Below are 13,985 nucleotides of genomic sequence, written 5' to 3'. Positions count from 1 at the left end.
TAAGCCAGTCATGGCAAAAAGATGGTACGTGATTCACGTTTATTCTGGATTTGAAAAAAAAGTTGTTCAGCAAATCAAAGAACAGGCAGAACAAAAAGGCTTAACAGGTCAAATCGAAGAAATTTTGGTTCCTTCTGAAGAAGTAATCGAAGTTAAACGCGGTCAGAAAATTCAAACTGAACGTAAATTTTTCCCAGGCTACGTGCTGGTAAAAATGGAAATGACGGATGAAGCTTGGCATTTAGTCAAAGATACTCCCAAAGTAACAGGATTTCTGGGCAACAGAATGCGCCCCTCTCCTATTTCGAATGCCGAAGCTGAACAAATTATGAAACAAGCTCAGGAAGGCATGGATAGCCCTCGTCCTTCAGTCAATTTTGAAGTTGGTGAGCAAATCAGAGTATCCGATGGTCCATTCACTTCCTTTAATGGTGTTGTCGAAGAAGTCGATACAGAAAAAGGTCGCTTAAAAGTCAGCGTCTCTATTTTCGGTCGTTCAACCCCGGTTGAACTCGAATATAACCAAGTCGAAAAATTATAGATCTTTCAAAACGCTTTAATATTTTAAAGCGTTTTTTAATATTTTCTCATAAAATATTCGCAGAATTGTAACGCTTCTGTTTCTACTGTATCTTGTTCAAGAAATTCTTGAATATCTTTTTTCATTGCTTGATATTGTTTTTGACAAGATTTTTCATCACAAAATACTGTGTGAACCATGGCGCCATAGATACCAGCCGTGATTGTGTAATATTTTTCACATTTCTCCAATGTAATACGTGCTCCCAAATAACTTTCTTCTTCTAGAATTATATCTCCATTTTCACTACTCTTCGTGCCAATTGTCTCTAGTATTTTCCACATATATAATCACGTACCTTTTACATTCACACTTAAGATCATAAAAAAAGGAAGGATATACCTTCCTTTTTCCTCATAAATATATTCTAAAAATTAATTTACTATAGGCATAGAAGGCAAATTAGCCAAACTTGCAGCAGTAGTCTCGGCAATTTCCCCAAGTATTTGGCTTAATGCAACGACCAATGCTTGTGTGCTACTATCCGCAGGAACTTTTTCAAGCGTCAATAATCGATTAAATTTGGATGGTTTATCGCTATCAGTGCGAATCACTACATCTGCTGTCACTACTGCTTTACCACTTGCATCTTGATTAAATCTTGAAATATCCATTTCTACATAGAATTGTGGCGTAGTTTGCGTTGCTTGATTTTGTAAAAATACACGTGAATTGGGTAAACGTTGTGCCAGATCTAACATCATCACACGACCAATCATATTTGTAATATTATCCGCCCATGCATCCGAAGAGGATAACGTAAGTTTATTATTACTGATCTCTGAAACAATACGATCTTTATCTAAAAAGCCTGCTAATGAAGGTGTTCTGACCTCTATAATAGAAGAAGTCACATTATACAACCTGCCTTGTACAGGGGAAAGCGTATAGTATGTCGGGCCAGAATTGCTGCATGCTGTCAATACACTACCCGTTACGGCTAACAAAGATCCTCCCATCATCGTTTTCAAAAGATGGCGGCGCAATACTATATTTTTTGTATTTAAACGAGTCATTATTTACGTCCTGTTATAAATGCGGATGGATGCTGGGTCATAAAATCGCTAAAGAATTTTAATGATCTTGCCGTTTCGCTTAATTGCACAATCATTGTTTGCAAATTACGATGAAAATCTGTGTTGCCACCATAACTTCCTAGCAATTTATTAGCATTCTTTAAGGTTTGATCTAACTGGCGACTCATTTCTGGTAACTCTTTCAACAATGGTGATGCCCCATTATTTACTTTCTTACTAAGATCGCTCATATTTTGCATCGTTTGACGCATTGCTTTCAACGTTTTGGTAACATCTGGGCTATTTAATCGATCATCAGCATGTGCCATTAAGTTATTAAGGTTCTCACCCAACTGATCTAACGGCATTGCCGCTAATTTTGATGCAACCGTTGACATAGAAGCCATAATCCCGTCCATGCCCCCTGCTTGACTCGGGATCACCAAAGCATCGCCTTCTTTTTGAGGAATGATGGGCTTTTTCATATCAATAAAGTTCAAAGAAATTAAAGAGCTACCAAACAAGAAATTATCACTTGCAACACTTGCTTTCATCCCATTTGCAATTAACGATTTCGTAATCAAAGCCAATGTCGCAGAATCATATTTCTTTTGAAAAGAAAAGACACGGTCTGGTTGAATGTCCATTGTAATTTTTGCACGGGTTTTATTCGCAGCCCGATCAATAATTAAAGCAACATTTTGCACAGTTCCTATCTGTAATCCAAACAGAGTAACTCTACTTCCTTTGGATAATCCTTTAACTGAAGAGGTCACATAAGTGACAAGATGGACATTATCTTGATAACGCGCATTTTCTGCGGCATCTTTATCAGCATATAAATTAAATTGTGTATTGGCAGGCACTGTCTCTTTATTTTGATGCTCTTTATCTGCAACCAAAGGCCTATCTAATTCATCAAAAGCAACACCTCCAGACATTAATGCCTGAATCGACTGTAATTCAATATTTAATCCCGTCGCACCAAAACCGAACTTAATGCCCGATACATTCCAAAAAGCACTATCAGGATGTAAATAGCTATCATAAGGTTTCTTTAAGAAAATATGTAATAAAATGGGTCCTACACCGCCCTTTGGCATATCGTAACTAAGAACTTCCCCAGCCACCGTATCGCGATAGAAAATTGGAGCACCCTCCCCTAAAGACCCAAGATTATTAGTTGCTAATGTATAAGTGGTTCCTGGCTGTCCTGAACGGACCCCAGGTGGGGATTCCAATCCAACAAAATAGCGTTGTCTTTTGCCAACTTGATAATCGCCAGGATCAAACGCAATATAAGCACCACTAATCAAGGTTTCTAATCCTGAAATATTTGCTCCATTAAAGCGTGGTCGAACCACCCAAAAGCGTGCGTTGCTAGAAATCACAGATGCAGCGCGTCTTGTCATTGCCACTTGAACATCAACATGACGCATATCTTTACTTAAATTAACGCTTTTGACCGTCCCTAATACAACAGATTTATTTTTTACCTGTGTTTGACCGCTGACAATCCCATCTGCTGTTTCAAACGAAATCGTAATTGTAGGACCTGCGTTATAAATGGCTTTCCATCCCAAGTAAATCGCTAGGACGGCGACCAGAATAGGAACAACCCACACCAAAGAAAACTTGATCTTTCGTGTCGGCGCCAAGGGTAATTGATCATTATTATTGTTCGACATATTTCTTTTACTGAATGTTGATAATGTTTACATGAATTTTATTAAGATTTAATTGTTATCTGCTTTTGTTTGACCGGTTTGGGAATCATTCATTTTAGCATAGTCCCACATTAAACGTGGATCGAAGGTATCTGCTGCAAATATTGTGACCACAACGACAGCAGCGAACATCAAAATGCCAACATGGGCATGCACTGTCGCCAACGCATCAAAATGAATCAACGCAATTAAAATTGATATCATAAAGACATCAATCATTGACCAACGGCCAATAAAGGTAATGACGCGAAATAGTTTAGATCTCATTACCAACCATTTTTTAGATCTCATTATACTTGCGGCAATCATTAATCCAATACCTGATATTTTCAATACAGGAACTGCAATACTTGCCACAAAGACAAGCAACGCCAATGGAATCATTTGGCTTTGCCATAACTCCACAACACCACCAAAGATTTGATGGCTACTTACCCTACCCATCATTGTTGTACTCATAATAGGATATAAATTCGCTGGAATATAAAAAACAAAAGCTGTAATTAAAAGAGCCAACGACCGATTTAAACTATTGGGTTTACGTTTATGTATGTTTTTTCCACACCGAGGACATGTACCAATATGTTCATCTTCGTGAATGCTTGTATCGGTTTTAAAAACTAACCCGCAACATTCGCATGAAGCTAAATAGTCATTTTCGGGCAATATATCAGAATGATAATGGCCGACTTCTACTTGTTTATGATGATAGACCATTGTTTTGTTAATTGCGCATCGTTCCCATAAAGTGGCAAAATCAGTACTTGCATCTGTGACACTCATAGAAATCATCAATAAGACCATAGCATATAGTGAATAATCAATCTGTACATATGCCATCCCTACCAATTTTGTATAAGCAACAAAAACACCTAAAATATAGACTTCAATCATCGACCATGGTCGTAATAATCGGTATAAATGCAATAATCTAGGAAAAAAAGACGGTAGTATCGTAAAACGTGAATAATACAAAATACTAAGGATCAAACCGATAATCACAATCGGAAAAACAACCACGACTAACCCTACTAAAGCTCCGACACTCCCCAAGCTTTGATGCATGAATTCGATGCTACCATTCAAAATACCCAACGAGTTCGTCCGCCCATAAATATTCACAGATAATAAAGGAAATGACACCATCATTAAATATAAGATCACCGAAGATATCGCAAAGGCAAAAGGAACAGCCCATTGTCGGCTAAGGGGATGACGAAAAAGTTCAAGCCCACATCGATGACATGCAACCAACTCGCCATGATTGACTTCTGGATATTGTTGCACCAATCCACAAGAATGACATTCCACGACTTGATCAACGATACATATCGCTTCGTTTAATTTCTTACTTTCTAACACAAACTCTCTCTTAATCAAATGTAAACCTGACCATTTGTTTCAGCGTCAATTTACCTTACGTATCTTTTCTACGTTTTTTCTGTATAAGCAAACATAGATACTGTGATAAATCTATAAATTTAAAATAAACTTATAGAAAAATTCTTTATCACTCTTGCAGTCTATGCTCAGCTCCTATATAAAAAGCAAAACATATAAGCCGACATAGCTCAGGGGTAGAGCAACTGATTCGTAATCAGTAGGTCCTCGGTTCAATTCCGAGTGTCGGCACCACTTTATTTTATATAAAAATTAAGTGCTTTTGTTAACTACAACTAAATAATACATATATCATCGCACTTTCCAAGTTTTTTTATTGATTGCCAGTAACGCTTTAGACGTTCTGTGAGCTGTAAAGAACAATATCAATTTTAAAAAAACTGATATCTCTTAACAATTCGAAATATAATTATTCTTAATTTATATATGCAATGTTTGCTTGCTCTGCTTGTACTTGCAGGTCTAATGCACCTTTAAGGTTTAAAGGCAATGGAACCCCATGATCGCTTTTCTGACAAAAATTAGTGGCTGTTTGAAAAGATAAATGCATATCCGAAGATAGTTCTTTACGTAAACAACCTACATCGCTTTCAAGAGGCAAACGACCCATCTCAGGATTACACCCACCTAGTAATAAAAGTGTAAATCCTGATAAAATTATTTTTTTTATCACTTTGTTAAATACCGCTGTTACATTTTATATAATCGTGTCAAATTTTCAATACGATATCAATTCAACGAATGAATAGCAGTTATTTATACAATAGTTTCTTTAAAAAGTAACGTTTGTTTTTAAACCAAACACTACAGCATCTTTATACGTGCTTTTTGTCGCAGCAACATTATGAAAATACTCAAAAATTGGCATTAACATGACACCGCGATATGCTGCAACTCCATAATTCGCTTCAAACAGCAAACTATTTGTTTGAACCCCAGGTGCGCCATTTAATAAACCATTAAAAATTCCATTAGCACCCGTCACCATACCATTATTGATTTGATATTGCTGTGCTCTACTTAAGCCGCGTGGAACGGTATAGTAAGTTAACATCAACCCAAATTGATCGTATGATCGCGATTTCCAAAAACCACGATCCAAAACCCCAATATTGTAAAAATCCTTGAAAGTAGAGGTTGTTGCAGCATCATGACCGTAATTTGCAATCACATATAATCCATGGTCTTCAATAGGATCGTTACGGTAAACCATTTGGTCAGCTTGGATCCAAAATTGAAAACGATTATCTTTTTTACCTGAACCCGTTACTTGGGAAGACCAAGTTTCAAAACGACTGCTATCAATCCCAGCCCCTACATGAACATGACCCACCAAGTGATTCTTACCGATATTAGGATTGTACCCTAATTCTACAGGAACAAATGCACCAGTTGCCTCTGATGTGCCCCAATCCCAACCAGTTCTGCCACCTTGAGGCCAAGGAGTACTTTGGTAGGCACCCACTTGTATATAGGCCTGAGGAGTAAATTTATATAAGATACGACCTCCCCAAACAGCACCTGGCCAATCGGAAAACCCTTGTTGTGATTGTGTGCTTCTGGGATGGCCACAAGTAGTCAATAACATAAACTGGCAAGCAATCGCACTATGGGCATAATCATCACCCACACTCATACGCCCCATTTTAATATCAATTTTATCGTGCCATAATTTCTGTTCACCATAAAAATCATACATGCGCAGCAAACGGGCATATCCACCCCCATAAACTTCTTGGGCTTGGATTTGAGAATCGCCAACATAATCTGCACTGGCATTACGTCCAGAACGATTCATAATAACTGCATGAGTTGAAAAGCCTTTCCAACCGATAATCTTTTCCCAATCAACATCTACTGAAAAAGCAATCTGTTGGGTGAAATCTGCACCTTTACGCTTGCCACCACTGACAACTCCAGCCGTTTCAGTAACCCAATTTAATCCCAACTGAATACCATATTGATCCAAATAGCGGTTTAATCCGCTAAAGAATAACTCTTTAGATGGGTCACCTTTTGTATCGTTATGGTCTTCTACTTGAAGGTTTTTGTTTTTTTTTAATTGAAAAGCCTGTTGAGCTTCTACTTGATTGGTATATGCTGCTGAAAAAAAAGTAATTACCATTAAAGCAGTAGATATTTTATAATTGCTTTTTCGCAACATTTTTGCAAACCCTTAGATCAATAAATTCAAGCAGAAAATCAAAAGCAAGCCGTCTAGTCAACTCAATAGATCGTGATTTCTTTAAAAAAACTTAATGTATACTTGTAGCAATGTCCAAAGAACCATTGATAATAAATTGAACCCCCATGCAGACCAGCAAAAATCCCATTAACCGTGATATTGCCTGTACTCCACTATTCCCAATAATACGCATAATAACCATTGAACTACGTAAGGAGACCCATAATAAAACACTCACAATCAAAAAAACCACGACTGGAGCAACATAAATAATCCATTCCGCAATATGCACTGTCGGTTGCTTTATCGCTGAGGCATTACTGATAATCATCGCAATCGTTCCTGGCCCCGCTGTTCCTGGCATCGCCAAAGGAACAAATGCAATATTTGTATCTGGTTCTTTTTTTAATTCTGCGGTCACAGAATGAACCTCTGGTACCTCATGTAATTTTTTTACAGGGAACAACATTTGAAACCCAATAAAACAAACAATTAACCCGCCCGCAATCCGTAATCCAGGCACAGATATGCCAAAAGTATTCATAACGATCTGACCAGCATACCATGTCACAATCATAATGATAAAAACATATACACCCGCCATCAATGCCTGTTGATTACGGTTTTTTTGATTCATATCCTCAGTTAAGCTGAGAAATAACGCTACCGCAGTCAAAGGGTTAGCCAAGGGTAAAAGCGTGACAAGCCCTATCCCTATAATTTCAAAAAGTTCTAACATATATATTATTTTCAATATTATAAATGATTAATGGTATCAATAAGATGTTAGAGATGCAAACGTAAAGAATATATTTAGAAATGATCATTATCGCTGAATGCGCGTATTCCTCTTAAGATAACTTTAATATAATTTGGTAAATTGACCAAAAATGGCTTCTATTAATCTCTTTAAATTAATGATCTCAGATAAATCAGATCCTCTTGAACTATAGAACACAGCAATTATATCGGGAAATTCTTCAAATGATGAACAATCACATATCCGAATAAAACGTAACTTTTTTACATTATCAAAAGCGAAATCCAAATTAACACAATTTTGAATTGTGTGTGGAAGAACCTCTCAAGCGTCACAATCTTATAAAACAAGTTGTTCTAAACTTTTTCCAATTCTTGAATTTCCGAAGAATGCCAGATGTAATTGTCAAATTATTCAACTAGCCTATTTCTATAAATATGATTGATGGCTTATTTAGTGATATTCTCAGATTGTCTGAAAGAGTCTATCATTGCAGAGATAATTGTCTAAGCTAAAAAAGCAGATTATATCTTTATTAAAACGATTAGTCAGATTTTTTTTACATATGTTATTGTTTGGCTGCATGACACAATTTTATGGGTTTATTGTGTGAGTGCAAAATATAAGAATTATTAAAATAACGAACCATTACACACAACTTTCCATCAATGAATATTCTAATAACATATTGTAAATGGCAATCGAAACACATTCACAACATATATTACTGATAAATAGCGCTAAAGATAATTTTTTGATATAATTTATATTAAAACAATAAAGAATGGATTTTATCATTCTCTTTTTAACTTGGATCGGCGACAATACAAACATAAGTAATGTAAGTGATGATACTCTTACTGCTAATAACATCGTACTTTATAACATTCGGCACATCCTATATGCTCAGAAATAAAGGAATTTGAAAGTGTTACAAAATTTACTCAAAATTAAATATCCAATATTACTTGCTCCTATGGCAGGTGTATCAACACCAGAACTAGCTGCAGAGGTTTCAAATGCTGGAGGCCTTGGTTCTTTGGGTTTAGGATCCTCATCTATCAATAAAGCGAGGGAGCAGATTCAAAGCTTAAAAAAACAAACTAACCTACCGTTTCAAGTAAATTTTTTCTGCCATGAATCTATAGATTCAAATGATGACTTAGAAAAAAATTGGATGAAATATTGTTGCCATCAGTTTCAAAATCTAGAGCTGATAAAACAGATCAATTCTCCATTTCCTTGTCTTTATAAGAGTTTCAAAGATGGGGATGATTATTTAAACTTAGTAATAAAAGAACAAGTCCCTATTGTTAGTTTTCATTTTGGAATTCCCCATGCATATCAAATAGACAAGCTAAAACAGGCCAACATCGTTACGATGGCCTCAGCTACAAATGTCAGTGAAGCACTATATATAGCAGCTTCAGGAATTGATATCATTATTGCTCAAGGGATAGAAGCTGGGGGACATCGTGGAACATTTAATACCCACACTGATTCTTCCATTAAAACAATTGATTTAATCCATTTAATCAAAAAAGAAATTACTATTCCGACTATTGCAGCAGGCGGAATAATGAATTCTCAACATGTTCAGCAATGTTTTAAAGCTGGCGCTGATGCTGTGCAATTAGGGACTGCTTTTGTACAATGTAGTACCTCTAATGCAAGCAAAAATTATGTAGACGCATTATTTCGCCATAGAGAAACTCAAATTACATCAAGTATTTCAGGGCGTCCCGCAAGAGGATTAATTAACGATTGGCATCGCTATATCGATCATCCAAATTGCCCCTCACCTCCACCATATCCTCATGCCTATTATTTTGCTAAAGAATTGTATAAATTAACAAAAGATAACAAATATGAACCTTATTGGGCTGGTATGAATGTTTCCGAAATAGAAAGAATAGAAGCAAAAGATTTAGTCCAAAAACTTTCTCATGGTATCATGTGTAAGTAATGATTACAGAAAAAAATATGAATATAAATAAATATATATAATCATGGAAATAGAGAGAATGGCAACAAATCTCCAATGCATTTTATAACTGCAATTTATTACCGATAAGCCAGAACACATTGATGATGTAATTGATATAATCGAGACAGGTGACATTAATAAAGATGCTGCAAAACAAACTGTCCATATACAATATAATAAATTATGAGGAATAGCGTTAATAAATGAAATACTCAGAGGGTAAATAAAACCAAATACAACCATGGGATGCAAGCTTAGTAAAGCTGTGCATATGAAAATCGCCACCAATAACGGAGGTACAATATAAATTTGCAAATTTTCAGGGATATTATAATGCATTTGCAATTGCAGATTACTAATATTCCCTACTAATAATCCCGTGATTAAAAATAAGGACATCTCCGATTTTAGCAATCCCATAGATTTTGTTAAATGCACTCCTAACTTTTTAATATTTCTTTTACCACGTTCTAAAGATAAAAAACCTATGATTGCACCCCAACATAATGCCAGCAATATAGGAATACTAAAATATATTAAAGTAATGACTGTTATAAAACTAATAGCAAAAGGTAAAAGATTCACCTTTTTCTCTCTGATAGTGTCGATATTTTTAGGTAAAGAAATCGTGTTTTTATTTAAATAAAAATTAGCCAAAAAACCCATTAAAAAGATAGGAAGTATTGTAATAATAATAGAAAAAATAGATAAATCAGAATAAATCACAATCAAAGTCGCAGTTGTCGCCGTCACAGGAAATAACATCATAGACAATATAATCGCTCTTGATAGCAATGCTGTAATAAAGTAATCTTTTTTTTCAAAAATTTGTGATAAAACGAGTGAAGTACCAAGACTTAAGCCAAAACCACTAATAATTGCAATAGTTAGCAAAGTTGCCTTTCTCAAACGTATATTCACTCTGTATAATAATTGTAAAAAACTTTTTTTTATATTCGTTTCTTTAAATATTACAGAATATAGATTCATAAATAAAAGAAATATAACAATATCTACGAAATGCAATGAATATATAATATTTTTCTCTATATTGATATTATAATAATAACTTATAACAATACTAATTAATAACTGGGAAATCATAATCCATAATAATTTTTTCTTAATCTTTCTAATAAAATCAGGCAAAATGATTATGGAAAGTATAATAATTTCAAATATCCTAATATCTATATTATCTAATTTCAAAGATGTATTTATTGTAATTAATAAGATAGATATTAAGGCATTAAAATATAAAACAGAGTTTATTCTCATAAAAACGTCTTAGTTTTTTGTAATGTGCGAAAACATATGATTAACACAAACCTCAGCATCGTATAATGCTGTAGAGTTCACAAAAGGTCTTGGCAATATGTAAGTATAGAATTTTGCCCCCTCAGTAGGAACACCCAACGCATAAATCGACTTTATTACATTACCTTTATCATCAACTAAATTAAAATTATCATCTACATTAAACTGACCATACTGGTAATTATTAATTTTAAATTGACAACTAATATTATTATTCAGAATATTTTTTACTAGAGAATTTTCACTATGATCCAAAAGAGGCGTATATACTTTTGCAACTACATAAAAATCGCTTTTAATTGTCGTATTAAACGTTGTATGCAAATAAAAACCATCTTTTTTTTCTTCTACTTGCACATTGGGACCTAAATTTATTGTTAATATCCCCGCTTCTACCAAGGCGAGCATCTGTTGAATACGCTCCACGGGTGGACCAACACATATTCTATTCATAATCGGAACAAATATATTATTAAACCAAATCGCACTCTCTTCTGTTAAATTGCCATGATTAACACATAGTCTAATTAAGTCTCTTATATCCCTTAAAATGTCTGTACATGCTTTAATAGGATTTTGGGTATTTCCTTGCATAGCATTGTCAACATCTTCATTCAGATAATTTAAAAGCCATTTATCAAAATCTTCCTGAGTTTCAAATGATCGATTTAAAAGAGGATTACTAATCTTTTCCCAAGAAAACTGATCTTCTTTATTGGGAATATATTTGTCGATAATAACTTCTCTTTCTGTTTCATACATCATGTAATCGTTTAAGAAGTTATAGGCCTTAATAATATCTTTATTTTTTAAGAACGTAAAACTGTAAACATATTCCATATCTTGTAATATCAAAGGCAAATAATCTTTTTGAAAATCTTTTTTATTTTGTTTTTGTAAAGCAAGAATTTTTTCGCGTGTAAAAAATTCTGCTTTATATTGCTCTCTTAATTCTTTATATGATTTTCCTCTGGCACTTAATGGTAGTCCAGATCTGGCAAATGCAACTATTTTTGGTTCTTTTCCTGACGGAAGATAAGTATATCGATCACTTTGTTTAATATACTTACCCCCTCTATCCTCTGTTAACGTAGCTATAACATCAAATGTTGTTAAACCTATTCCTTGTATAGCCACTATATCGTTTGCATCAACATTATTTTGGATATTAGTTAAAGGATACGCATACATTTTTTTCTTGTTAGAAAATGTATATTCGTGACAGTCATGACCTGTTGTTATGAATACGAAATCGGATAAATATTGTGTATCAGTTGTTGATAATATCCAATTATTATCGTCTCCTTTTTGAATATCTGTAACTGTATCAACAATTTTAATAAAATTTACATGTTGCAATTCTATCGAATATAGAAAATTAAAAGACCAACATAAATAATTACCAAGCTCTTTCCTCGAATAATATCCCAAGGGGTCAATTTTAAACTCGTTATTATTCTTGTATTTATTTTGCAACCATTCGTAAAAAGAAGGTCCTTTTAATGAAAACTTATAATTTAAAACACTTTCATCTGGAAATGTCGTAATTTGATTACATATAGTATTAACTAATAGATTTTCAGATTGATTAATATCATGACAACCCATACCATAATTCGAGTTATTATTGAATAATTGTATTGTTATTTCTTTACCATGTAATTTTTTATCAAAAAAACAATGAGCAATTATTCTTTCGAATAAATTTATTCCCCTGGGTCCTACACCAATAATAGATATAGTAATTTTATCTTGTTGCATAATTTTCACTTTATACCTTAATCTTATCAGAATAATTTGCTAATCAAAACATTTTTTTAGATATAAATCAAGACAAAGAATTTTTGCTAACAATATAAAAATTACTATCATTTACACTGCTGAAGATCCTCATTTAATTGATAAAAACAAGATATATTACAATATACGTACTGTTTCAAATAAGCTGTCAAAGTATACACAATAAACCCATTCTATAGTTCATCATCAAACATCATCCAAAAATAAAGCAATTTCTAGGAACGAAATCAGCTATACTTATTTTTTCAATTTTCAAAGCCGCTAAATTAGTAAATAAAAGTAAAAAACAATTGAAGAGTAATTGAACTGAATTTAAATATGACTGTGCCTATAAAATAAAAGAAAACTTAAGGAAAGTAGACAACATTTTGCAAAATTGATGCAAACAAAGTATAAAATTTTGCTAAACCTCCTAAATAAACCAGAGTTTATTCAAATTTAGGAATATGTGACACGTCGGAGAGCGTTATAATTTACAGGCCGGGCTGAAAAACAAAAAAATCCAGACATACACTTCTTACATAGCTAATTACATAAATCTTGTAGCTACAGCAAGTAACAGTAATCATATATCAACTGGTATCATAAGAGACATATTATTATATAGTAGTAAAAGTTTAAAAACAGTCGTAGGAAATTTCGATAAAATTTCAGGTAGTAAAATTAGTTTGTTTAATTATAATTTTGATCTAAATAACATTGATATGTTACCTACGAATTTTGATAATATTCAAAACACAAGTGCCTTCTTAAATTTAAATAGTCACCAAATCATTCTATAAGACATGTCCAATAATGGTCTTCACAACTTACGATTTATTTTTTATATATAACGTCGTATAAGACATTGATAGATATAATACTAAATTTCACGTTAGTATCATTGATTTATGATAAACCAAGAAAAATATAGGTCGTAGTTATATTTGTGTCTAGACGCAAGTCAATTTACTAATGGTAAAAATGTGAGTTTTAAGAGTGTGGATTAGTGTGTCACCAATATCTCTGCCCTTATTACTATAAATTTAATAAGTTTTATAGTTTTTTAACTATTAGTAGAGATACTTCTGATAATCATCGCTACCCGTCTCTCTAAAACATTTATATTTGGAGTATTGGGAGCGGGGAGAGGATTTGAACCTCTGACCTTCAGGTTATGAGCCTGACGAGCTACCGGGCTGCTCCACCCCGCAGGGGTGTATATGCCTGAGT

At 33.8% G+C, this 13,985-nt stretch carries 11 protein-coding genes and 2 tRNA genes; 3 read left to right on the top strand and 10 right to left on the bottom strand.

Going from position 1 to position 13,985, the window contains the following annotated elements; genetic code table 11:
* The first annotated feature begins 10 nt into the window (after nucleotides 1–10).
* Nucleotides 11–541, top strand: a complete 531-nt coding sequence (gene nusG / locus PQG54_RS00065; protein WP_271789502.1) for a transcription termination/antitermination protein NusG — start codon at nucleotides 11–13, stop codon at nucleotides 539–541.
* 35 nt (nucleotides 542–576) lie between these two features.
* On the opposite strand, the gene PQG54_RS00060 is transcribed toward nusG, so the two are convergent.
* The 4 genes from PQG54_RS00060 to PQG54_RS00045 all read right to left on the bottom strand — a co-directional run bounded on the left by PQG54_RS00060 (nucleotide 577) and on the right by PQG54_RS00045 (nucleotide 4,685).
* Complete coding sequence (locus PQG54_RS00060; protein ID WP_271789503.1) at nucleotides 577–864, bottom strand: hypothetical protein; 288 nt, start codon at nucleotides 862–864, stop codon at nucleotides 577–579.
* 90 nt (nucleotides 865–954) lie between these two features.
* Entirely contained in the window at nucleotides 955–1,596 is a 642-nt protein-coding gene (locus tag PQG54_RS00055; protein ID WP_271789504.1) for a PqiC family protein, read from the bottom strand.
* Nucleotides 1,596–3,284, bottom strand: a complete 1,689-nt coding sequence (locus PQG54_RS00050; RefSeq protein ID WP_271789505.1) for a PqiB family protein — start codon at nucleotides 3,282–3,284, stop codon at nucleotides 1,596–1,598. The genes PQG54_RS00055 and PQG54_RS00050 overlap by 1 nt, the downstream gene beginning before the upstream one ends.
* A 48-nt stretch (nucleotides 3,285–3,332) precedes the next feature.
* Entirely contained in the window at nucleotides 3,333–4,685 is a 1,353-nt protein-coding gene (locus tag PQG54_RS00045) for a paraquat-inducible protein A (protein ID WP_271789506.1), read from the bottom strand.
* A gap of 198 nt (nucleotides 4,686–4,883) precedes the next feature.
* On the opposite strand from PQG54_RS00045, the gene PQG54_RS00040 reads away from it, so the two are divergent.
* Nucleotides 4,884–4,958, top strand: a tRNA-Thr gene (locus tag PQG54_RS00040).
* 181 nt (nucleotides 4,959–5,139) lie between these two features.
* On the opposite strand, the gene PQG54_RS00035 is transcribed toward PQG54_RS00040, so the two are convergent.
* From PQG54_RS00035 to PQG54_RS00025, 3 genes are all read right to left on the bottom strand, one after another.
* Complete coding sequence (locus tag PQG54_RS00035; RefSeq protein WP_370866890.1) at nucleotides 5,140–5,397, bottom strand: hypothetical protein; 258 nt, start codon at nucleotides 5,395–5,397, stop codon at nucleotides 5,140–5,142.
* A gap of 99 nt (nucleotides 5,398–5,496) precedes the next feature.
* The gene (locus tag PQG54_RS00030; RefSeq protein ID WP_271789507.1) at nucleotides 5,497–6,888 is read right to left on the bottom strand and encodes a carbohydrate porin; all 1,392 of its coding nucleotides are present in this window, start codon (nucleotides 6,886–6,888) and stop codon (nucleotides 5,497–5,499) included.
* 91 nt (nucleotides 6,889–6,979) lie between these two features.
* A complete protein-coding gene (locus PQG54_RS00025) occupies nucleotides 6,980–7,648 on the bottom strand; it encodes a MarC family NAAT transporter (RefSeq protein WP_271789508.1) in 669 nt (222 codons plus the stop codon).
* Nucleotides 7,649–8,597: 949 nt separating this feature from the next.
* Between PQG54_RS00025 and PQG54_RS00020 the strand changes: the two genes are divergently transcribed.
* Nucleotides 8,598–9,635, top strand: a complete 1,038-nt coding sequence (locus PQG54_RS00020; RefSeq protein WP_271789509.1) for an NAD(P)H-dependent flavin oxidoreductase — start codon at nucleotides 8,598–8,600, stop codon at nucleotides 9,633–9,635.
* A gap of 3 nt (nucleotides 9,636–9,638) precedes the next feature.
* Here the strand turns inward: PQG54_RS00020 and PQG54_RS00015 are convergent, their stop codons facing one another.
* The 3 genes from PQG54_RS00015 to PQG54_RS00005 all read right to left on the bottom strand — a co-directional run bounded on the left by PQG54_RS00015 (nucleotide 9,639) and on the right by PQG54_RS00005 (nucleotide 13,966).
* Nucleotides 9,639–10,934, bottom strand: coding sequence for a hypothetical protein (locus tag PQG54_RS00015; RefSeq protein WP_271789510.1), 1,296 nt, complete (start codon nucleotides 10,932–10,934; stop codon nucleotides 9,639–9,641).
* A 9-nt stretch (nucleotides 10,935–10,943) separates the two neighbouring features.
* Entirely contained in the window at nucleotides 10,944–12,734 is a 1,791-nt protein-coding gene (locus tag PQG54_RS00010) for an FAD/NAD(P)-binding protein (RefSeq protein ID WP_271789511.1), read from the bottom strand.
* Nucleotides 12,735–13,889: 1,155 nt separating this feature from the next.
* Nucleotides 13,890–13,966: transfer RNA gene (locus PQG54_RS00005), tRNA-Met, on the bottom strand.
* Nucleotides 13,967–13,985: the final 19 nt, after the last annotated feature.

The organism is Commensalibacter communis, assembly GCF_947179015.1.
Taxonomy (GTDB): Bacteria; Pseudomonadota; Alphaproteobacteria; order Acetobacterales; family Acetobacteraceae; genus Commensalibacter; species Commensalibacter communis.
The sequence above is the reverse complement of the archived record's forward strand: the minus strand, read 5'-3'. Positions and strand labels throughout refer to the sequence as shown.

What these genes read in the sequence shown, in the direction of transcription:
- PQG54_RS00060 (WP_271789503.1), bottom strand. Translation starts at nt 864, where the DNA reads ATGTGGAAAATACTAGAGACAATTGGCACGAAGAGTAGTGAAAATGGA.
- PQG54_RS00025 (WP_271789508.1), bottom strand. Translation starts at nt 7,648, where the DNA reads ATGTTAGAACTTTTTGAAATTATAGGGATAGGGCTTGTCACGCTTTTA.
- PQG54_RS00015 (WP_271789510.1), bottom strand. Translation starts at nt 10,934, where the DNA reads ATGAGAATAAACTCTGTTTTATATTTTAATGCCTTAATATCTATCTTA.
- nusG (WP_271789502.1), top strand. Translation starts at nt 11, where the DNA reads ATGGCAAAAAGATGGTACGTGATTCACGTTTATTCTGGATTTGAAAAA.
- PQG54_RS00010 (WP_271789511.1), bottom strand. Translation starts at nt 12,734, where the DNA reads ATGCAACAAGATAAAATTACTATATCTATTATTGGTGTAGGACCCAGG.
- PQG54_RS00055 (WP_271789504.1), bottom strand. Translation starts at nt 1,596, where the DNA reads ATGACTCGTTTAAATACAAAAAATATAGTATTGCGCCGCCATCTTTTG.
- PQG54_RS00050 (WP_271789505.1), bottom strand. Translation starts at nt 3,284, where the DNA reads ATGTCGAACAATAATAATGATCAATTACCCTTGGCGCCGACACGAAAG.
- PQG54_RS00030 (WP_271789507.1), bottom strand. Translation starts at nt 6,888, where the DNA reads ATGTTGCGAAAAAGCAATTATAAAATATCTACTGCTTTAATGGTAATT.